General features: G+C 66.1%; 16 protein-coding genes and 1 tRNA gene. 11 read left to right on the top strand and 6 right to left on the bottom strand.

Annotation, left to right across the window (positions count from 1 at the left end):
- Positions 1 to 95 precede the first annotated feature (95 nt).
- From I1E95_RS03915 to I1E95_RS03890, 6 genes are read left to right on the top strand one after another with little or no spacing between them, the layout of a single operon-like run.
- Positions 96 to 401, top strand: a complete 306-nt coding sequence (locus tag I1E95_RS03915) for a helix-turn-helix transcriptional regulator (protein ID WP_185466874.1) — start codon at positions 96 to 98, stop codon at positions 399 to 401.
- Complete coding sequence (locus tag I1E95_RS03910; RefSeq protein ID WP_197165633.1) at positions 401 to 1084, top strand: pentapeptide repeat-containing protein; 684 nt, start codon at positions 401 to 403, stop codon at positions 1082 to 1084. Before I1E95_RS03915 ends, I1E95_RS03910 begins: the two co-directional genes overlap by 1 nt.
- The gene (locus I1E95_RS03905) at positions 1075 to 2247 is read left to right on the top strand and encodes an HlyD family secretion protein (RefSeq protein WP_197165632.1); all 1173 of its coding nucleotides are present in this window, start codon (positions 1075 to 1077) and stop codon (positions 2245 to 2247) included. The genes I1E95_RS03910 and I1E95_RS03905 overlap by 10 nt, the downstream gene beginning before the upstream one ends.
- Positions 2225 to 4168 carry an ATP-binding cassette domain-containing protein gene (locus tag I1E95_RS03900; protein ID WP_197165630.1) on the top strand — a complete coding sequence of 648 codons (1944 nt, stop codon included), beginning with the start codon at positions 2225 to 2227 and terminating at the stop codon, positions 4166 to 4168. The genes I1E95_RS03905 and I1E95_RS03900 overlap by 23 nt, the downstream gene beginning before the upstream one ends.
- Positions 4165 to 5292, top strand: a complete 1128-nt coding sequence (locus I1E95_RS03895; RefSeq protein ID WP_197165629.1) for an ABC transporter permease — start codon at positions 4165 to 4167, stop codon at positions 5290 to 5292. The genes I1E95_RS03900 and I1E95_RS03895 overlap by 4 nt, the downstream gene beginning before the upstream one ends.
- Positions 5289 to 6425, top strand: coding sequence for an ABC transporter permease (locus I1E95_RS03890; RefSeq protein ID WP_197165627.1), 1137 nt, complete (start codon positions 5289 to 5291; stop codon positions 6423 to 6425). Before I1E95_RS03895 ends, I1E95_RS03890 begins: the two co-directional genes overlap by 4 nt.
- Here I1E95_RS03890 and I1E95_RS03885 read toward each other — a convergent pair.
- Positions 6391 to 9720: a chemotaxis protein CheB gene (locus tag I1E95_RS03885; protein WP_197165625.1), complete on the bottom strand. Its 3330-nt coding sequence runs from the start codon at positions 9718 to 9720 to the stop codon at positions 6391 to 6393. The genes I1E95_RS03890 and I1E95_RS03885 overlap by 35 nt on opposite strands.
- A 450-nt stretch (positions 9721 to 10170) precedes the next feature.
- Between I1E95_RS03885 and I1E95_RS03880 the strand changes: the two genes are divergently transcribed.
- The gene (locus I1E95_RS03880; RefSeq protein ID WP_231594842.1) at positions 10171 to 11241 is read left to right on the top strand and encodes a helix-turn-helix transcriptional regulator; all 1071 of its coding nucleotides are present in this window, start codon (positions 10171 to 10173) and stop codon (positions 11239 to 11241) included.
- Between the two features lie 106 nt (positions 11242 to 11347).
- The gene (locus tag I1E95_RS03875; protein ID WP_231594841.1) at positions 11348 to 12274 is read left to right on the top strand and encodes a cation diffusion facilitator family transporter; all 927 of its coding nucleotides are present in this window, start codon (positions 11348 to 11350) and stop codon (positions 12272 to 12274) included.
- Between the two features lie 7 nt (positions 12275 to 12281).
- On the opposite strand, the gene I1E95_RS03870 is transcribed toward I1E95_RS03875, so the two are convergent.
- The 3 genes from I1E95_RS03870 to I1E95_RS03860 all read right to left on the bottom strand — a co-directional run bounded on the left by I1E95_RS03870 (position 12282) and on the right by I1E95_RS03860 (position 14554).
- Positions 12282 to 12716 (bottom strand): Rrf2 family transcriptional regulator, encoded by a 435-nt coding sequence (locus I1E95_RS03870; protein WP_197165621.1) that lies wholly within the window; start codon positions 12714 to 12716, stop codon positions 12282 to 12284.
- A 503-nt stretch (positions 12717 to 13219) separates the two neighbouring features.
- Positions 13220 to 14386 carry a glycoside hydrolase family 10 protein gene (locus I1E95_RS03865; RefSeq protein WP_197165619.1) on the bottom strand — a complete coding sequence of 389 codons (1167 nt, stop codon included), beginning with the start codon at positions 14384 to 14386 and terminating at the stop codon, positions 13220 to 13222.
- An 83-nt stretch (positions 14387 to 14469) separates the two neighbouring features.
- Positions 14470 to 14554: transfer RNA gene (locus tag I1E95_RS03860), tRNA-Ser, on the bottom strand.
- 34 nt (positions 14555 to 14588) lie between these two features.
- Here I1E95_RS03860 and I1E95_RS03855 point away from each other — a divergent pair.
- From I1E95_RS03855 to I1E95_RS03845, 3 genes are all read left to right on the top strand, one after another.
- Positions 14589 to 14960, top strand: a complete 372-nt coding sequence (locus I1E95_RS03855) for a hypothetical protein (RefSeq protein ID WP_197165617.1) — start codon at positions 14589 to 14591, stop codon at positions 14958 to 14960.
- Between the two features lies 1 nt (position 14961).
- Complete coding sequence (folP, locus tag I1E95_RS03850; protein ID WP_197165615.1) at positions 14962 to 15789, top strand: dihydropteroate synthase; 828 nt, start codon at positions 14962 to 14964, stop codon at positions 15787 to 15789.
- A gap of 116 nt (positions 15790 to 15905) precedes the next feature.
- On the top strand, positions 15906 to 16490 hold the full coding sequence (locus I1E95_RS03845) for an EF-1 guanine nucleotide exchange domain-containing protein (RefSeq protein ID WP_197165613.1): 585 nt from the start codon (positions 15906 to 15908) through the stop codon (positions 16488 to 16490).
- 65 nt (positions 16491 to 16555) lie between these two features.
- Here I1E95_RS03845 and I1E95_RS03840 read toward each other — a convergent pair whose 3' ends face one another.
- Both I1E95_RS03840 and katG read right to left on the bottom strand, forming a co-directional pair.
- Positions 16556 to 17518, bottom strand: coding sequence for a carbon-nitrogen hydrolase family protein (locus I1E95_RS03840; protein WP_231594840.1), 963 nt, complete (start codon positions 17516 to 17518; stop codon positions 16556 to 16558).
- Positions 17511 to 19724: a catalase/peroxidase HPI gene (katG, locus tag I1E95_RS03835; protein ID WP_197165612.1), complete on the bottom strand. Its 2214-nt coding sequence runs from the start codon at positions 19722 to 19724 to the stop codon at positions 17511 to 17513. Before katG ends, I1E95_RS03840 begins: the two co-directional genes overlap by 8 nt.
- Positions 19725 to 19915: the final 191 nt, after the last annotated feature.

Below are 19915 nucleotides of genomic sequence, written 5' to 3'. Positions count from 1 at the left end.
ATGATACTGCGAAGCCTTGGGATTGCATTCAAGTGTTGCCGCGGCAGCGCGCTAAAGTTTCATTGCAGCCTGTGCTCCCGAGTCATTCCACCGCCATGGAAGCCCTCGCCGACTACTTCAAGGTGTTCTCCGAGCCCAACCGCCTCACGGTGCTCGAGGCCCTGCGCTCCGGAGCTCTCAATGTCACTGCCGTGGTGGAGAAGACCGGTCTGAGCCAGGCTCTGGTCTCGAAGCATCTCAAGCTGCTGATGATCGCCGGCGTGGTGCGCCGCCGCCCTGAGGGCAGCCTCGTGTTCTATGAAGTGATCGACAAGGGGGTGTTCCGGCTGATGGCCCAGGCCGAGAAACTGCTGATGGCCGCCCGCCGCCAGCAGCTCGACGATCTGGCGGCGATCTTCTGATGGCCGCAACAGCCCCGCTGCCGCCGCCTCTGCCCGCTTCGATCGGGGAGCTGCGCCAGGCCCTCGCCAGCGGCCGGCGCAGTTTCATCGGCCTGCGTCTGCCCGATGCCGACGGCCTCCATCTCGATCTCTCCGGCTGCGACCTGAGCCTGGGCTGCTTCCGCGAGGCGCGCTTCGGCCATGCGTCTCTGCGCGAGGCCTGTGTCGAAGGCGCCAGCTTGCAGCAGGCCCTGATCTGGGGTGCCGATCTCTCCGGTCTCCGGGCCGCGGGCTCCAGCTGGCAGGAGTCCGACCTCTCGGGATCCCGCCTGCAACGGGCCGATTTCAGCTGTGCCCTGATGCACCGCTGCTGCCTGCGCGGTGTGGTGGCCGCCAACAGTCGCTGGCGCGGGGCCCGGCTGGTGGAGGCCGATTTCCGCTCCGGGCTTGATCAGCACACCGATCTGGGCGGCGCCGACTTCGAGGGGGCCGATCTCAGCTACGCCCAGTTTCAGGGCGCCCAGCTGCGCGGCGCCAGCCTGCGCGGGGCCTGCCTCTATGGCGCCAACCTGCGCGACGCCGACCTGACCGGTGCCGATCTCAGCGGCTGTGACCTGCGCGACTGTCAGCTGGGTGGCACCGATCTGGGCGGCGCCTGCCTGGAGGGAGCCCGTCTGCCCGCGGACCACTCGGGGTGCGCCTGAAGCTGCGGCCCCTGCCCTGGTCCCGGCGTCAGCAGCTGTTGACCGCAGCCGGTGTGGCCGTGGCGGCCGCCGGTCTGGCGGGCTGGCTGTGGCTGGGGCGGTCCAGCCCCGGCCCCCTGAGGTTGAGCGGTCGGATCGAGGGCTACGAAACCGATCTCGGCGCCAGGATCGGCGGCCGTGTGGCTGAGGTCACGGTCCGGGAAGGCGAGCGGGTCAAGCCCGGGCAGCTGCTGGTCCGCCTCGACGACGATGAGGTGCGTGCCCGCCTGCGCGGCGCCCAGGCCCGGCTGGCCGCTGCCCGTCAGCAGCTCAACCAGGCCCGCTCTCAGGTCGATGTCCTCGACAGCCAGATCCGCGAATCCCGTCTGACGGTGGCCCAGGCCGAGCAGGACAACCTGGGGCGAGTGGAGCAGGCCAGAGCCAATCTGGCCAGCGCCGAAGCCCAGCTGGCCCAGGCCGAGGCCCAGCAGCGGCTGGCGAAGGTCACCCTGGGCCGCACCGAATCGCTGGTGCGGGAGGGTGCGGCCTCGCCCCAGTCCCTCGATCAGGACCGCACGGCCCTGGAGACCGCCGAGGCTGTGGTCAACGCCCAGCGGCGCCAGGTGGAGGCGGCCCGCGGTGCTGTGGCGCTGGCGGCCTCGACGGGACTGAATCCCTCCATCCGCTCGGCCCAGCTTGAGGCTCTGGGCGAGCAGCGCCAGCGTGCCCTGGCCGGGGTGCGGGGTGCCGAGAGCGATGTGCGCAGCGCCCAGGCGGCTGAGCAGCAGGTGAAGGCGGAAGCCGCCTACCTGACCATCCGCTCGCCCCTGGCCGGGGTGGTGATCTCCCGCAGCGTGGAGCCTGGCGCGGTGGTGGCCAGTGGCCGAACCCTGCTCACCCTGCTCGATCCGGCCACGGTGTACCTGCGTGGTTTCATTCCTCAGGGGGACATCGGCCGGGTGCGTCTGGGCCAGCGGGCCAGGATCTTCCTCGATTCCGACCCCAGCCGGCCGCTGGCGGCGCGGGTGGCGGAGGTGGATGCCCAGGCCTCCTTCACCCCCGAGACCATCTATTTTCAGCGCGACCGGGTGCGCCAGGTGTTCGGCCTCAAGCTGGCCATCGAGAATCCGGCCGGTGACGCCAAACCGGGCATGCCCGCCGATGCCGAGATCCTCACCCCCTGATCCCGCCCCCGCCGCTGTGGTGGTGAGCGTGGAGGGGCTGCACAAGCGCTATGGCAGCCGTCCGGCCGTGGCCGGTCTGGAGTTCAGTGTCCGGGAGGGGGAAATCTTCGGTCTGATCGGTCCCGACGGCGCCGGCAAGACCACCACCTTCCACATCCTCGCCGGGGTGAGCGAACCCAGTGGCGGCCAGGTGCGGGTGCTGGGCCAGCCTCCCCGTGAGGCCCGGGAGCGGGTCGGCTACCTCACGCAGCAGTTTTCCCAGTACCCCGACCTCAGCGTCGAGGAGAACCTGCGCTACGTGGCCGGACTGCGGCTGGTGCCTCCCGAGCTCTGGCGGGAGCGGCGCCGTTCCCTGCTCCGGCGCCTGGGCCTGGAGCCCTTCGCTGATCGTCTGGCCAGTCAGCTCTCCGGTGGCATGAAGCAGAAGCTGGCCCTCTGCTGCGCCCTGATCGACAGACCCCGGTTGCTGCTGCTCGATGAACCCACCACCGGCGTGGATCCGGTGTCACGCCGCGACTTCTGGGATGTGCTCACCACCCTGGCGGAGGAGGGGGTCACGATCGTGGTCGCCACCCCCGATCTGGTGGAGGCCGAGCGCTGCCACCGCATCGCCCTGATGCAGCAGGGGCGCCTTGAGGGCCTGGGCAGTCCGGCCGATCTCAAGCGGGAGCTGGGTCTGAGCCGGCTGGAGCTGCAGGGCGCCGCCCCGGCGGCGGCTGAACCGCTGCTGCGCGGTGGCGCGATCGTCGATGTGCAGACCTTCGGTGACCGGCTCGATGTGATCGTCAACGATGCGGCCGCGGGGGAAGCCCAGGTGCGGGATCTGTTCCGGCGTCAGGGTCTGCCGCTGCTGGAGCTGCGGCACACCAGCCCCACCCTCGAGAACGTGGTGGTGATCCGCCAGCGCCGCCAGGCCGGGGAGCTGCCGCTGCTGCCCTTCCCCCGGGCCCGGGCCGTGCGCCGCCAGCGCTCCGAACTCGCCATTGACGCCCGCAACCTCTGCCGCCGCTTCGGGGCCTTCGAGGCCGTGAGCCAGCTGACGCTGGAGATCCGCTACGGCGAGATCTTCGGGCTGCTCGGGGCCAACGGCGCCGGCAAGACCACCACGATCAAGATGCTCTGCGGCCTGCTGGCCCCCAGCTTAGGCCGGATCGTGCTGGCGGGGGAGTCGGAGCAGCTGCGCGGGCCGGATCTGCTGAAGCGGATCGGTTACATGAGTCAGAAATTCACCCTCTACGACGACCTCTCCATTCGCGAGAACCTGGAGTTCTACGCCGGGGTCTACGGCATCGCCGGTCCCCTGCGCCAGCCACGCATCGACTGGGTGATCGCCAGCTGCGGCCTGCAGGGTCAGGAGCACCTGCTCACCGCGACGCTGCCCGGAGGCTGGAAGCAGCGGGTGGCCTTCGGAGCGGCGGTGCTCCACGATCCCGAGGTGCTCTTTCTCGATGAACCCACCTCAGGGGTGGATCCCCTGGCGCGGCGACAGTTCTGGAGCCTGATCAACGACTTCGCCCGCCGGGGCACTGCGATTCTGGTGACCACCCACTACCTGGAGGAGGCCGAGCAGTGCAACCGGCTCTGCTTCATGGTGGCCGGCGAGAACGTGATCGAAGGCAGTCCCGGAGCGATCAAGGCCGCCCAGCCGGGCCAGGTGCTCGAGCTGCTGCTGCCGCCTGATCAGCTGCAGAGCGCCACCCTGCTGCTGCGTCGCCACTGGCCGTCCTGGCGGGTGAGCCGGTTCGGTGACCGGCTCCATCTGGTGCTGGATGACCCCGAGCGGGAAGTCGAGGGCCTGCGGCGGCTGCTGGCCCAGGCCCAGCTCAGCCTGGAGGGGCTGCGCCGGCTGCCTCAGTCCCTCGAAGATGCCTTCATCGGTACCGTGCAGCGGGCCCGGGCGCGGGACGGGAGGGGCGGATGAGGCGAATCCTGGCCCAGTGCCGCAAGGAGCTGCTGCAGTTCCGTCGCGACCGGCTCACGCTTGGCCTGGCCTTTCTGCTGCCGCTGCTGACCCTGCTCATCTTCGGTTTCGCCATCCGCCTCGAAACCAAGGTGATCCCGATCGTGGTGCAGGACTTCGACCGCAGTCCCCTCAGTGCCGCCTACACCGACCGCCTGTTCGCCACCGACCAGTTCCGCCCTGCTCCCTGGCGGGGCAGCGGCGACCCGGTGGCCGGGGCGATCGATCGGGGCCTGGCCAAGGCGGCGGTGATCATTCCTCCGGAATTCAGCCGCCGCCTCAAGGCCGGCCAGCCGGTGGAGGTTCAGGTGCTGGTGGATGGCACCGATGCCAACAATGCCCGGGTGATCCGCAACAGCATCCAGGGCACCACGGCCTTCTTCCTCGCCGGACAGGAGCTGCTCAACGACCCGCCGCCTGTGCAGGCGCTGACGCGGCTCTGGTTCAATCCCGGCCGCAAGGAGTCGCTGTACATCGTGCCCGGGGTCTATGCCGTGGTGCTGTGGATCTTTCCCTCCCTGCTGGCCGCCATCGCCATGGTCAAGGAGAAGGACAAGGGCACGATCCTGCAGGTCTATGCCTCGGGCATCCGCGCTCCGGAGCTGCTGCTGGGCAAGGCCCTGGCCTATCTGCTGGTGGGGGAGAGCGTGGCCGTTGTGGTGATGGGGATGGGCGGGCTGATCTTCCGGCTCGGCTTCGCCGGCGACCCGACGCCTCTGCTGGTGGGCACCACGCTGTATCTGGCGGCGGCGGTGCTGTTCGGGCTGCTGCTGGGGGTGCGCAGCGCCAATCAGAATGCGGCGGTGCAGGGGGTGTCCCTGGTGGGCTTTCTCTCGGCCCTGCTGCTCTCGGGTTTCATCTATCCCCTGAGCAACATTCCCCCGCCGCTCTCGCTGGTGTCGGCCCTGATCCCGGCGCGGTACTTCATCGTGATCAGCCGCGATGCCTTCGTGAGGGGAACGGGCTGGGCCGGTGTCTGGCTGGATGTGGTGATGATCCTGGCCCTCGGTGCGCTGCTGTTTGGGGCCACCTGGCGCTCGCTGGGCTCCCTGCAGCTGGCCGATGGCGGCGAGGGCGGGGCATGAGGATCCTGCGTCACTGGTGGCGGCTGATCTCGGTCAGCCGCCTCTGGGCCCTGGTGCGCAAGGAGGTCCAGCAGATCCTGCGCGACCGGCAGCTGATCAAGCTGCTGATCATTCCTCCCACCCTGCAGCTGCTGATCTACGGCTTCGCCCTCAACCCGGAGGTGCACGATCTCAGGCTGGGAGTGGTTGATTACGCCCAGGTTTCGGCCAGCCGGGAGCTGGTGTCGGCCCTCACCGCCAACCGGATCTTTCTGGCCTCCTCCTATCCCCGCAGCGAGCGGGAGCTGGCGCGTCAGGTGGAGCGCGGTGAGCTCACGGCCGGCCTGGTGATCCCGCCCAACTTCAACAAGCGGCTGGCCGCCGGGGACACCGCCCAGGTGCAGGTGTTCATCGACGGGGTCGACGCCAACAGCGCCGGGATTGCCAGTGGCTACATCCAGCAGATCCTGCGCCGGTTCCGTCCGGACGCGGGGGCTTCGCCGCCCACGCCGCCCGTGCGCACCCAGGTGAGATTTCTCTACAACCCTGGCCTCACCAGCAGCTGGTTCTTCGTGCCCGGGGTGATCGGCCTGGTGCTCACCCTGATCGCCACCCTGCTGTCGGCGGTGACGCTGGTGCGCGAGAAGGACACCGGCACGCTCGAGCAGCTCCTGATGACCCCGGCTGCCGCCTGGGAGATCCTGCTCGCGAAGATCCTGCCCCTGGTCGTGCTGCTGATGGGGGATGTGCTGCTGGCCCTGCTGCTCGGCCGGCTGGTGTTCGGCGTGCCGATCCGGGGGAATCCGCTGCTGCTGCTGACCCTGTCGGGCCTCTATCTGTTCGTCGGGATCGGGGTGGGGATCATGCTGGCCACGGTCTGCCGCTCCCAGCAGCAGGTGATGCTCACGGCCTTCTTCATCACCCTGCCGATGGTGCAGACCTCCGGGGCGATCGCGCCGATCGAGAGCATGCCGGCCTTCTTTCAGGTGCTCTCCCTGCTCAACCCCCTGCGCCACTACATCGCCATCCTGCGGGGGCTGCTGCTCAAGGGAGTCGGCCTCGAGGCGCTCTGGCCCCATGCCCTCGCCCTGCTGGTGATGGCACCGCTGCTGATGGCCATCAGCGTGTCGAGGTTCCGCGGCCAGCTGAGCTGATCGCCTGCTCGTGCTCCCCTGGGCTCACGGGCACAATCACCGTGACCAACGTCCCGACAGCGGGATCCTTGGTGGTGCGGATCTCGGCCTCCAGATCACGGCCGGATCCATCGGCCAGCTTCAGCCGCAGTGCCGAGAGCACCCCCGTGCTGCCTGAACCTGCCAGGGCGGCCGCGGCCAAGGTACTGAGTGACTGGGGATCGTCCTGGCGTGAGAGCCAATCGGCATGTGCCCCAAGGATGGAGTCCTGGTTGTGGCCTGCGATGCGGCAGAACGTGGCGTTGGCTCTGATGATGCGGAGGCGGTCATCCAGCACCGCCACACCAATGCTCTGGGCTTCAAAGACGGTCTCGAAGACGACAGAGGTGTTCCTGGCCTTGTTCTCAAGGACCTCGATCCCGCTGACATCCAATAGTGTGCCAACGATGAATCCATCATCGGAGTCATGCACCACCGTGCACGTCTCGGCCACCCAGAGGCTTCGTCCATCGCGGCTGGTCAGGCGGTAGCGCACGGACCAGCGGGGTTGGTTGAGGTCGCGGGCCAGCCTCACATGAACTCGATCGTCGGGATGAATGGCCGCCTGCAGTAACTTGGGCTGGTCGCACAGTTCAGCCGGGCTCCATCCTGTGATGGCTTGAATCCTCTGGCTGGCGTAGAGCAGGTGCTGCATGGTTGGATCCCATTTCAGGACGGCCTGCTCAAGGGCATCAGTCAGCGTTGAGAACTCATTGAGTGAGGCCTCGGCCGCTCTGCGCAGCGCCACAAGTTCAGAGATGTCCGTAAGCGTGACAATGGCACCCAGACGCCGGCCATCTCGTTCCCGATAGGGCAGGATCTGGACCAGATACGACACCTCTTCGCTGCTCGCCTCGATGGTCTGACGCAGCTCTCCCCTGATCACCGCCATCAGCGCCTCCTGGAGGCCGGGAAGGGGGAGAGTTGTCGGCACATCCAGCAGTGGCTGGCCATGGTCGGCCTGGACGAGCCCGAACACCCTGACGGCCAAGGGGCTGAACCTGAGAACGCAGAGATTGCGATCAACGATGACCATGCCCTGACTCAGGGAGTTCTGGATGTTTTCCAGATCCGTGTTCAAGTTTTCGAGTTCATCACTGCGCGATCGCAGCTGTTGGTTGAGGGTGCCCAGTTCCTCATTGGTGGCCTGCAGCTCTTCGTTCGAGGCTTCCAGCTCTTCATTGGAGGATTGCAGTTCTTCCGATGAAGCCTGGAGCTCTTCCGATGAGGCTTCCAGCTCTTCGTTGGCTTGCTCCAGTTCGCTGAGGGATCGACGTAAGGTGTTCTGACTGCTCAGCAGCTCCTGCTCCAGCCGTTTGATTTCCCGATCGAAAACATGATCACGAAGGCCCTCCTGATCGACCCTGGCGGCATCAGTGGAACCCTCGTCATCCTCAAGAAATGTGAGAACCCACAGCCTCCGATCACCGACATCTAAAGGCCTCACTTCCATGTGGAAGGGCTTGTCGTGGCCTGAAAGATGTAAGGCCGGGCTGGTGATCGCCTGGCCATCAGCCCGTGTCAACAGGAACAACGCTCGAGCTTCCGACTGAAGCTCCGGGAGGAGAAATGAAGTGGCCGATGAGCTGATGCGACCTTCAGGAAGGCGGCAAAATGGTGTGACATCACCGATCACCTCAATGAGATCATGGTTCTCATCCAGCACCAGGCAGGGCTTGCTGATCAGGCGGATCAGTGACTCCAGCAGAGCCACGTGCTGCTCCGGTACCGACTCCCGCAAGACGGCCACCCTCTCCAGAGGGGCGTAGGCCATGGGACCCCGTGGCGCTGGTAGGGCCAGGGCCTGACGTGGTTTCAGCATCCCCTCCGCTGTTCGCAGGAAAATCCGCTGCTCGGGATCGACGACCTTGAAGCCGGGCGTGCGGTTGGCCAGCGACTCGGAGCATCCCAGAAAGAGCAGGCCTCCGGGGACCAGACCAAAGCGGAACAGATTCAACACACGCTCCTGCATTGGAGCGGTGAAATAGATGAGCGTGTTGCGGCACGAAACCAGATCCAGCTTGGGAAAGGGTGGGTCGGCACCAACATCATGACGGGCGAAGACAGCGCAGCTACGAAGCTCCTCCGTCATCTCGATTTCCGTCGTCGTCTCGATCACGAAGCGTTCGCGCAGCTCATCGGGGATGGCCTTGGCTTCTGAGATCGGATAAACACCACGCCGACACACCGACAGGCTGACGTCATCAAGGTCGGTGCCGAAGATCTTGATGTGGGAGGCCAGATGGGCTGGATGCCCCAGAACCTGGCTGAGCAGCATGGCAATCGAGAACACTTCCTCCCCCGTTGCACATCCAGGCACCCACACCCGCAATGGTTCGGTGCTGCTGTGCTGCTTGACATACACCTGCAAGTGCTCGCCAAGGGCCGCGAAGGCCTCACGGTCGCGAAAAAACGAGGTCACGGTGACCAACAGGTTCTGCACAAGGGCATGAGCCTCTGCAGCATTCCCGGTCAACAGCGAAAGATAGTCGTCGAGGGTAGTGATCTCCAGGCTCAGCATGCGACGCTGGAGTTGCCGAATCAGGGTCGACTCCTTGTACTGGGAAAAGTCGATTCCAGTGGCATGCTTCAACTGGGAAATCACACTGCTGAGCAAAGCAGGTGCGGGTGCCGGCAGGGCTCCACTGACCCAGTTGCCGCCACCGGTGGCGATCCATTCGCCGATCTTCGGCCCGATGGCGCTCGCCTCCAGGACCAGATCCGCGCAGCCCAGGCTGATGGCGGCACTGGGCATGGCGCTGAACTTGGCACTCTGCGGTGATTGAGCGATGGTCAGGCCGGCGGCCGCTCGAACCGCGCGCACGCCCCGCGCCCCATCGGCTCCTGTTCCCGAGAGCACAATGGCCAGGCCGTGATCACCCCACTGCTCGGCAATCGATTCAAACAACAGGTCGATGCATGGACTCGGGCCGAACCGGGGAGTTGGTTCACTGAGCCTCAGCTGATGCCCCTCAACCACCACATCATGGTTGGGAGGTGCGATCGCGATCACATCGGCTTGGAGCGGTTCCCCATCAACGGCTGTCACCACGCTCAGCTTGGTGGAATGGGCCAGAAGATCGACAATGAGGCTGGGGTGATCAGGGGAAAGGTGTTGGGCCACCACATAGGACACACGGCCCAGACTCGTGAGATTCCTGCTCAACTCCTGGAGGGCCTCCAGCCCTCCAGCCGAGGCGCCGATACCCACCACATAGTCGACGCCTGCCGAGGCTGGGTTGACGGGTCTGCTCTCAACCTGGGGCTCGGCCGGCAACGACTCAGGTTGCTGATCGCTTGATCCGTGTACCAATCAGATCCTCTCTGGCCACCTGGGCCAAAGCTAGTCGTCCTGGCTCCCCCCGAGGCCATGTTTGCCGTGAGGGCCAGCGCCGGCCATAGTTCCGATTCTTGTGAGTAAGACTACTCATTTCAAAGGTGTTGTTCATGGCTAAGGGGTTTTGATGGTATTGGCTTAAATCGACTCAAGGTTCTGGGCCATGCGACAACATGACGCAGCTTGGCTAGAATGGCGCAATCGTCCATGACTGGACGCCTGTGGTAGAGCCAAGGAGAGTAGTTGAATGCATTGATCTTGAACGTTTAGATCTTGAATGTGTAGATCCTTGGCCGAGTCCAGCACATGCCCCCTGTATGTCTCCAGTCGGTCAACCCTGTTCTGAGGATCAGCCTGATCTGATCCGGAGTCCATCCAGTGCGCAATTCAGTGTCTCTCTCTGTCGCGTCTGCTGATGTTCGTCAAGGGTTTGACGCTCATCAGGAGGCTGCTGCCCTGGCCAATCCTTTCAAGCGTCGCTTAGGGCTTGTTGGAGACATCAATGCCAGTGCAGAGCTCTTCCGCAGAGTTCTGCCGGTCAGTCGGCTCAAGGCCATGGGTCCTGAAAGGACTTGGTGGCACTATGGCGTTGCCTCGAGATTTGGTTCCATCGTCCTGGGGGCATGGATCCTTCCGCAGGTGCAGATGGTGGTCGCGGAACGCTACGGCTTGTCCGTTTTTCTGGGCTACGCAGGAGAGCAGGTCATTCAACAGGATTCACGGCATTGGATTTGCCGTTCCAACACCTGCCTGATTCTTCCTGGTAAGTCCCTCTCGATTGAGGCCAGTCTGTGCAGTGGTCTGGCCTTTCATCTCGATAGCCAACGCCTCCTGCAAACGGCCACAGGCATGGCTGGCCTCAGCCAGACGCCAGATGCCTGGGTCAAATCGGTGCATGAGACGCCTGGCTGGGAACCATCAAGGGAGCCCGGCCTGGCCGCGCTTCAGGACATGCTGAGGCAGACCATCGTCATGGCCGAACTGCAAGCTGGCTCGAGTCAGAGTCTGCTCGACCGGCTGCAGCTGGATGACCTGATCTACCGGCTGCTTGCCGCCATGATCTTCCCGGAGCTGCGGGAGGAATCCTCATTTGAGCGCCTGACCCACATGATCGAGGCAGGGCGTGACTCCTTCGATGAGCTGCTCGATTTCATCAAGTCGAATCTTGCTGAGCCTCTGAATCTGACGCAACTCGAGATGCAAAGTCATTATTCACGCCGAGCTCTGCAGTACACATTTCGTGAGAGGCTTGGCTGCACGCCATTGCAATGGATCCGCAATCAGCGTCTTGATATGGCCAGGCTGAGGCTGCAGAATCCTTCGCCTGGGGAGACTGTGGCGAGTATTTCTTTCGAGTGCGGTTACAGAACCCAGAGCTTATTCAGCGTCGATTTTCAACAGCGCTTTCATGTCAGGCCCTCCCAGCTCCTACGTGAGGCCCGCGCGTCCCGGACCCGCTAGCTAGCTGCTGGGTTTGGCGCTCTTGGTGCTGGATTCTGGAGTCTGTTCGTCGTCAAAAGCGCTGATCGGCGCCACTCTGGCAGTGGCCGCTGACCTCGATCAGACCATGCCTCCAGCCCCATCCGATTCCGGAGAGTCCCAGCACCCGGCCGTTGGCATTCAGCGCCAGCCTCACCGGCGTCAGCATGAGCATCGGCCCGGCTCGGCCGCAGCCTTTCGCTGGAGCGTGATCCTCAACAGCGCTCTCTCAGGCCTGCAGCTGGTGATCGGGGTGGCCTTCGGTTCCCTGGCGCTGATCGGGGACGCCGTGCACAACATCGGCGACGTGGCGGGGCTGCTGTTCGGCTGGGGGGCCGAGCGGTTGAGCTCCCGGCCGGCCACGCCCCGCTTCACCTATGGCTTCGGGCGCAGCACCCAGCTGGCGTCGCTGGTGAATGCGGTGCTGATTCTGATGGCGGCCGCGGTGGTGATCGTTGAGGGCTTCCAGCGGCTTCTTCATCCGGTGGCGGTGGTGAGCACGCCGGTGGCCTGGGCAGCGGCGGCCGGAATCGTCGTGAACCTGCTCTCGGCGCGCCTCTTCGGCGACGACCACAGCCATGACCTCAACCGCCGTGCCGCGGTGGTGCACCTGCTCACGGACGCCGCCGTGTCGGCGGCGGTGCTGATCAGCGCCGTGCTGGTGGGGATCACGGGCTGGCCCTGGCTGGATCCGTTCACCGCGGTCGGTGTGGGTCTGGTGGTGGCCTGGAGTGGCTGGGAGTTGCTGCGCGAAGCCCTGGTCGTGGCCCTCGACGCGGTGCCGCGCGGCATCGACATCGCCCAGGTGGATGGCGCCCTGCGTTCCCTGCCCCAGGTGGTGGATGTGCATCATCTGCACGTGTGGGCGATGAGCACCTCCCAGAACGCCCTCACCGCCCATGTCATCCGAGAGCCTGGTGCCGCGGATGACATGGAACTGCTGCATGAGGCCAAGCGCCGCCTGGCTCAGATCGGGATCGCCCACAGCACCCTGCAGCTGGAGCCACCGCCCTGACGCGCGCTCAGATGTGATACATCAGGGTCGGCTGGCTCCTGGCCCTGCAGTCGTCCAGCAGCTGCTTCAGGGTCAGGGCCGCCAGGACCCTGGCGCGGGCCTGCTCCAGTTTCTGCTCCAGGGCCGTGAGCACCAGGAAGGCCGTGGTGGAACGCCTGCCATCGGGGCTCGCTCCACCTGCCTTGCCCTCCAGACAGGCGAGCACCTCCGCCACCGTGATCAGCTCCGCTGACCTGGCCAGCTGATAGCCGCCCCGGGGGCCGCGCAGGCTGCGCACCAGTCCACTGCGGCGCAGGCTGGTGAGCATCTGCTCGAGATAGCGCTCAGGGATCCCCTGGCGGCGGGCGATTTCACCGGCCTGGAGCACGCCACCGTCTGAGAACACCTCAGCCAGCTCGATCAGGGCCACCAGTCCGTATTCCGTTTTGGTGCTGAAACTCACGGATCACCGGATGCCTGGGGTCATTGTGACAAGGAATCCACGCGTTCCGTGCGGGGTTTGCGGGAGGCGTCGGTGCCCGGCTGTTGACTCCCCGAAGGCCCGGCAGCAAGAAGCCCGGTGAGGAGGGCACCGGGCTCTGGCTGCGGATCGGTAGGGGGGCGGAGCTGCTGACGTTGGCACCTGGGGCCATGGGTCCAGTGGGGTTTCCCGTTGGGTCCGGGGCACCTGAGGCAGGGCCGTGAGCGGTGCAATGGACGGCGACGGCGTCACACGCCAGGGAAACCAGTGATCCGTCGAGAGTGTTGGAGCAGGGGTCGGATCGTCAGCGCACTCCTGGTGGCTGCTCAGGGGGGGTGTCGTCCATGGTCTGGAACCTCCGAATCCCGATGCCATCAGCTTGGGCCTGGGCAGCGCCGGCGGCAAGGGGGCGGCCGGCGCTCGCAAGCCCTCGTCATCGCCCGCAAACGCCCGTCATCACCCGAGATGTTGCTTCACCATTGGCCTCAGAGCGGCGTTCTCGGCGCGGGGCTGGGGAACAGGGAGAGGAAGCCCTCGCGGCGCAGATCTTCCGCCTCGGCGGTGGCATTCCAGAGGGATTCGAAATAGAAGAACGCCACACCCATCCCCTTCTGCTGGGCCGTCTGCACCTGAGCCTGAATCAGCTGCATCGGAGCGGGCTTGGTGCGCAGCCCTGTCATCACCCCGATCGCGGTGGGGATCTTCTTGCGGGCTTCCGCGAGCTCGGGACGCGCCACTTCGGCGGCGAAGCTGGCCACATCAGGTCGGTAGAGCTGCACGATCACCTCATCGACGATGTTGCGCCGCAGCCAGCCCAGCCAGTCCTGCAGTTGCAGCTTGTAGGCGAAGTCGTAGTAGTTCGGGGAGACGGAAAAGATTGCCTTGGGCTTTTTGGCGTTCACGGCCTTGTGCAGTTCGACCATGAAGGCCGTGATCTTGTCGGCGCGCCACTTGATCCAGGCCTGATCCATCGGGTTGCTCGGCACGGCACGCTTGGTCTCCTTGGCGTAAAGCGCTTTGGTGTAGCTGTCGTAGCCGAACTCGTTGGGCAGGCTCATGTGATCGTCGAACTGAATGCCATCCCCGTCGTAGTTGCCCACCACCTCCAGCACCAGATCGGTGATGAATTGCTGCACCTCCGGCCTGAATGGATTGAGCCAGACCACTTCTCCGGCAGCGCTGATCGAGGTGCGGCTGCCGTCCTGCCGCTGGGTGAGCCAGGTGGGGTGTTGCAGAGCCAGCTCCGAAAACGGTGGCGCCATGAAGCCGAATTCGAACCAGGGGATCACGAGCATGCCCTTGGCATGACCCTCGCTGATCACATCCGCGACAATGTCCTGGCCTTCCAGTCCCTTGTAGGAAAACGACTGAATCTTGCGCGAACGGGTCACCTCACTGGTGTGAATGGCGTAGCCCGAATTCCAGACTACCGGATAGACGGTGTTGAAGTGCATGTCCTTCAACTGGTCCATCGCCGTTCGCAACTTGGTGCGATCGCGCATGGTGGTCATGTCGTTGGTCGTCATCCAGACCCCCCGGATCTCGCTGCGGGCGCCCTGGGCGGCACTCGGCGCGTTCAGCGCGGGAACCCCCACGACCAGCAGCAAGCTGCAAAGCATCAGAACCGGCAGCAGCCAACGCGTTCGTTTCATGGCGGCGGTCCGATCAGAGGCGGCCCGACCCTAGCGGTGGTTTCGGAGGCGCTCCAGCCACCGCGCTGGGAGCATTCCGGGAACGGAGGGGGCGGGATTCGAACCCGCGGAAGGTTTCCCTTCGCCGGTTTTCAAGACCGGAGCCATCAACCACTCGACCACCCCTCCAGGGGCCTGCCATCGGCCCACAGGGCCTCCGGCCTTGACAGTTTCCCATGGAACCTCCGTCATGGCCGCCGCCGCCGGCGCTCCTGAGCCGTGGGCGGATCGCTGTACGTTCTTGGCAGCCAACCTGGATGCCATGGGATCAGCTCCCGACTCAGCGGTGGACGCTCTGATGCATCGTCTGGAGCAGGACCCGGTGTTGCGGCAACGGCTCGAGGACGGCAACGATGAGCACCTGATCGCCTCGGCCCATGATCTTGGCTGCGCGCTCAGGAGCCACGAGGTGGGGCAGATCCGTCAGCGGATGCGTCTCCTTCACCTGGCGCTCCTGACCCGCCCCAGCCCCAGCGCTGACCAGGACCTCCAGCAGATCCTGATCGACCTCACTGATCTTCCCGGCCCCGCCTGAGATGGCCCTGAGCTGGGGCGAGCGCACCTATGTGATGGGCGTGATCAATGTCACGCCCGATTCCTTCAGCGATGGCGGTCGCTTCGTGGGCCCCGAAGCGGCGCTGCGCCAGGCCCGCCGGATGCTGCGCCAGGGGGCCGATCTGCTTGATCTCGGCGGCCAGAGCACCCGGCCGGGCGCGGCGGAGATCGACTCGGAAACGGAACAGGCGCGGGTGCTGCCGGCCCTGGCCCTGATCCGCTCCACCGGCGCCGATGTCGGCAGCCCCCTGGTCTCGATCGACACCTTTCGTGCGCCGGTGGCGGCAGCGGCCCTGGCCGCCGGTGCTCACTGGATCAACGATGTCAGCGCGGGACGCCGCGATCCCGACATCCTCTCGGTGGTGGCTGATTTCGGCTGTCCCTATGTGCTGATGCACAGCCGCGGTGACAGCCGCAGCATGGATGATCTGGCCAGCTATGGGGATGTGGTGGCGGAGGTGTGTGAGGAGTTGCTCCGTGCCACCGACGCCGCCATGGCGGCCGGTGTCCGCCCCCAGCAATTGATCTGGGATCCAGGCCTGGGCTTCGCCAAGACCACCGAACAGAACCTGGCGCTGCTGCGGGGATTGGCGGTGATGCGCCGCGAGGGCTTTCCCCTGTTGGTGGGTCCCTCGCGCAAGCGCTTCATCGGTGCCGTGCTCAACGAACCCAGACCAAGGGCGCGGCTCTGGGGAACAGCGGCTGTATGCGCTGAAGCGATCGCCGCCGGTGCGGATGTGCTGCGTGTTCACGATGTGGGCCCGATCGTGCAGACGGCCCGGATGGTGGACGCGATCCGGCGCGTCTGACCCGCCCTTGGGGAGCCATCGTGACGGTTCTGCAACGTTCTGGCGCTGATGGGCCGGAACTGTTGGGAGTCGGGCCACGACGTGGCTAGCTCTGGGGGCGTTGAATTGTTCTCAGCATGAGCCTCTCGGCGGTCGAGTGCCCTAACGGCATCTGCCACAGCTTTCACGGCGGTCACACCGTGGAGCGCATGAACCTGGATGACAGCCTCCAGCGCCACGGGCGCGACTGGTGCGAACGGCTGGCTGAGCGGGTCTATGAGCTCTCGGTGGACAGCTTCAGCGAAAGTGTCACGCCCCACCTCCATCAACCCGGCTGGCAGCGTCGCCACCTCGACTGGGAGTTCCACCTCCAGGCCGAGGATGCCGAAGCCGAACGCACGGTGGTGGACGGGACCATCAATGCCGTGGAGAGTTTCCTCCGCAGCCATGAGGTGCAACGCCTGTTCGTGCGCGAACTCGTGCAGGGCACCCTGGCGGAGGCCGGATCACGGGGGTCGCTGCGGGCCCGGGTGCTGCAGCAGCTGATCGAGCGGGAGCTGCTGGTGCTGATCAGTGAACAACGGGAGGAGTTGCTGGATCGGGTTGCCATGGCGATGCTCGATGAAGCCGATGGCCAGTTCGAGCCGGTGCGCAGCCTCGCCGGTGAGGCGCTCGAGCAGGTGGAGCACCTGCTGGTGAACCACGCCGAAGCCTCCCGCTGATGGATGGGGGGCGGGGCCGCAGACACCGCGCCCCCCTCATTCCATCGCTTCAGGACACCACCGGTTCAGCCGCTGACGAGATCGCCGTAGAGATCCGGGCGGCGATCGGCGAGGTAGGTGGTCCCCTCCGGATGGGGATGGCGGTACTCGCCGGGCATCAGGTCGGCCAGCAGCAGGCAGGGCCTGTTGACGGCCGCCAGCAGCAGGGACCCGTCCGGGGCGCAGATCACGCTGTTGCCGAGGTAGTGGGCCCAGGGCTCGCCGGCCACGGTTTCGAGGCCACAGCGGTTGGCGTAGGCCACGAAGCAGAAGTTCTGGAAGGCGTGGGCCGGCAGGAGGGTGCGGGAGACATCGGGGTAGGGAGGCGAGGTTCGCCGGCCGTCACTGAGCCGCACCCAGGTGTCGGCGGCGGTTGGAATCAGCACCAGCCGGGCACCACGAAGCGCCAGCAGACGGGTGAGCTCGGGAAATTCGGCTTCGTAGCAGTTGAGCAGGCCCACGCCGATCCCGTTGACGGCGTGCACGGTGAAGGCCTCCCCCTCCTCCGCGAAGCGGTAGCCCTCGCTCCAGAACTTCCGCTCATCGGGGCCCCAGAGGTGGGTTTTTCGGTAATTCTTCAGCAGGCTGCCGGTGCCATCCAGCAGGGCGATGGCGTCGTAGAAGCGCTCCTCACCCGCCACCCGGGCCCGCTCGGCGTAGGGGCAGGCGATGGCCAGCCCCTGGCGCCGGGCACAGGCCGCCACCCGCTCCAGGCTGGGGCCGTCGAGGGGTTCCGCCAGCTGCCGTACCCGAGCAGGATCGCTGGCGTAGCCACTGAGGTACAGCTCCGGGAAGGCCAGCAGCTGCGCACCCCAGCCGGCGGCGGTCGCGCACACCTGCTCGAGCCGCTGCAGGTTCTCCTCCACGGCCGCCTGAGTGCCGGCCCGCCCCTCGCCCTGCCAGAGCGCCAGCCGCAATCCTTCCCCCGAGGCCGGGGGTTCCGGCAGGATCCGGCTCAGCAGCAGGGCCTGGGAGGGCAGCTCATCCACTCTGGCCGGCAGCGCGCAGGTCGAAGCGATCCAGGTTCATCACCTTGCACCAGGTCGCGATGAAATCGGCCACGAACTTCGCCGGCGCGTCGTTCTGCGCATAGACCTCCGCCAGGGCCCGCAGCTGGGAGTTGGAGCCGAACACCAGATCCACCCGGGTGCCCCTCCAGCGCAGTTCGCCGCTGTGGCGATCGCGCCCCTCGAAGGTGTCCGCGGCTTCGGAACTGGGCGTCCACACCGTGGCCATATCCAGCAGGTTCACGAAGAAGTCGGTGCTGAGGGTGCCGACGCGGTGGGTGAACACGCCATGGGCTGAGCCGCCGGCATTGGCCCCCAGAACCCGCAGGCCACCCACCAGCACCGTCATCTCCGGCGCACTCAGGCTGAGCAGCTGGGCCCGGTCGATCAAGAGCTCCTCGGCCCGCACCCTGAAGGCCTGCTTCTGGTAGTTGCGGAAGCCGTCGGCCTGGGGCTCCAGCACCGCGAAGGAGGCGGCATCGGTCTGCTCCTGGCTGGCATCGGTGCGGCCCGGGCTGAAGGGCACCTCCACCGCGTGGCCTGCGGCTCGCGCCGCCGCTTCCACGGCGGCACATCCCGCCAGCACGATCAGATCCGCCAGGGACACCCGGGTGCCATCGGTCTGGGCGGTGTTGAAGCTCCGCTGGATTCCTTCGAGCACGCCCAGCACCCGGGTCAGCTGCTCGGGCTGGTTCACCTCCCAGCCGTTCTGGGGGGCCAGGCGGATCCTGGCGCCGTTGGCGCCGCCGCGCCTGTCGGAGCCGCGGAAGGTGGAGGCCGAGGCCCAGGCCGTGGCCACCAGCTCCGCCGTCGTGAGCCCGGAGGCCAGCACCCGGGCCTTCAGCTCGGCGATGGCGGCGGGGCCGATCAGCGGATGGTCGACGGCGGGGAGCGGGTCCTGCCAGATCAGATCGTCGGCTGGCACCTCAGGACCGAGGTAGAGCGCCTTGGGCCCCATGTCGCGATGGGTGAGCTTGAACCAGGCGCGGGCGAAGGTGTCGGCGAAGGCCTGCTGGTCCTGGTGGAAGCGGCGGGCGATCGGCTCGTAGATCGGATCGAAGCGCAGCGACAGATCGGCCGTGGTCATCATCGGCCGGTGCCGCTTCGATGGATCGTGGGCGTCCGGGATCAGGTGCTCCTCGCGCACATCCTTCGCCCGCCACTGCCAGGCGCCGTACGGGCTTTTCTCCAGTTCCCACTCGTAGCCGAAGAGCATCTCGAAATAGCCCCGGTCCCAGGTGGTGGGGTTGGGCTTCCAGGCCCCTTCGATGCCGCTGGTGGTGGCATCGGCCCCCTTGCCGCTGCCGAACCGGTTGTGCCAGCCCAGCCCCTGCTCCTCGATCGGGGCCCCTTCCGGTTCCGGTCCCATCAGATCCGGGGATCCGGCGCCGTGGGCCTTGCCGAAGGTGTGACCACCGGCCACCAGGGCGACGGTCTCCTCGTCGTTCATGGCCATGCGGTCGAAGGTTTCGCGGACGTCCCGCCCGGAGGCCACAGGGTCCGGTTCACCGTTGGGGCCTTCGGGATTCACGTAGATCAGGCCCATCTGCACGGCCCCCAGGGGCTGCTCCAGCTCCCGATCGCCGCTGTAGCGCTCATCGCCGAGCCAGGTGGTTTCCTTGCCCCAGTAGATGTCCTCTTCCGGCTGCCAGATGTCCTCGCGGCCGCCCCCGAAGCCGAAGGTGGGGAAGCCCATCGACTCGAGGGCACAGTTGCCCGTGAGGATGATCAGATCGGCCCAGGAGAGACGGTTGCCGTACTTCTGCTTGATCGGCCAGAGCAGGCGGCGGGCCTTGTCGAGGTTGCCGTTGTCGGGCCAGCTGTTGATCGGGGCGAAGCGCTGGTTGCCGGTGCCGCCACCGCCGCGGCCGTCGCTGATGCGGTAGGTGCCGGCGCTGTGCCAGGCCATGCGGATGAACAGACCGCCGTAGTGGCCCCAGTCGGCGGGCCACCAGTCCTGGGAGTCGGTCATCAGGGCGTGGAGATCCCGCTTCACGGCGGCGAAATCCAGTTCGTTGAAGGCCTCGGCGTAGTTGAACTCCGCCCCGAGCGGATTGGAGGCCGGCGCGTGCTGGTGCAGGATCCCCAGGTTGAGCTGGTTGGGCCACCACTGCCGGTTCGACTGATCCCCGGCCGTGGTGGGTGCTCCGGTGCGGCCAGCAAACGGGCACTGGCTGATGGCGGTCATCGACGGTCTCCTGACAAGCGACGTGGGCTGGAGTCACCCCTCTCGACCGTATGCAGCACCGCCGGGGGGAGCAGGCGCCCAACACAATCCGTAGCGGCTGAGGGGCCAGGCTGAGTGGCTCGACGCCCAGGGATTCGCTGTCTGAGTAGTCGGCTCTCCGAGTCGCTGCAGATCAGGGACGAGCCCCGGTC

It is taken from the genome of Synechococcus sp. CBW1107 (assembly GCF_015841355.1).
Lineage (GTDB): Bacteria > Cyanobacteriota > Cyanobacteriia > PCC-6307 > Cyanobiaceae > Regnicoccus_A.
The sequence above is the reverse complement of the archived record's forward strand: the minus strand, read 5'-3'. Positions and strand labels throughout refer to the sequence as shown.

What these genes read in the sequence shown, in the direction of transcription:
- I1E95_RS03895 (WP_197165629.1), top strand. Translation starts at nt 4,165, where the DNA reads ATGAGGCGAATCCTGGCCCAGTGCCGCAAGGAGCTGCTGCAGTTCCGT.
- I1E95_RS03910 (WP_197165633.1), top strand. Translation starts at nt 401, where the DNA reads ATGGCCGCAACAGCCCCGCTGCCGCCGCCTCTGCCCGCTTCGATCGGG.
- I1E95_RS03915 (WP_185466874.1), top strand. Translation starts at nt 96, where the DNA reads ATGGAAGCCCTCGCCGACTACTTCAAGGTGTTCTCCGAGCCCAACCGC.
- I1E95_RS03865 (WP_197165619.1), bottom strand. Translation starts at nt 14,386, where the DNA reads ATGAAACGAACGCGTTGGCTGCTGCCGGTTCTGATGCTTTGCAGCTTG.
- folP (WP_197165615.1), top strand. Translation starts at nt 14,962, where the DNA reads ATGGCCCTGAGCTGGGGCGAGCGCACCTATGTGATGGGCGTGATCAAT.
- I1E95_RS03845 (WP_197165613.1), top strand. Translation starts at nt 15,906, where the DNA reads ATGAGCCTCTCGGCGGTCGAGTGCCCTAACGGCATCTGCCACAGCTTT.
- I1E95_RS03900 (WP_197165630.1), top strand. Translation starts at nt 2,225, where the DNA reads ATGCCGAGATCCTCACCCCCTGATCCCGCCCCCGCCGCTGTGGTGGTG.
- katG (WP_197165612.1), bottom strand. Translation starts at nt 19,724, where the DNA reads ATGACCGCCATCAGCCAGTGCCCGTTTGCTGGCCGCACCGGAGCACCC.
- I1E95_RS03875 (WP_231594841.1), top strand. Translation starts at nt 11,348, where the DNA reads ATGCCTCCAGCCCCATCCGATTCCGGAGAGTCCCAGCACCCGGCCGTT.
- I1E95_RS03890 (WP_197165627.1), top strand. Translation starts at nt 5,289, where the DNA reads ATGAGGATCCTGCGTCACTGGTGGCGGCTGATCTCGGTCAGCCGCCTC.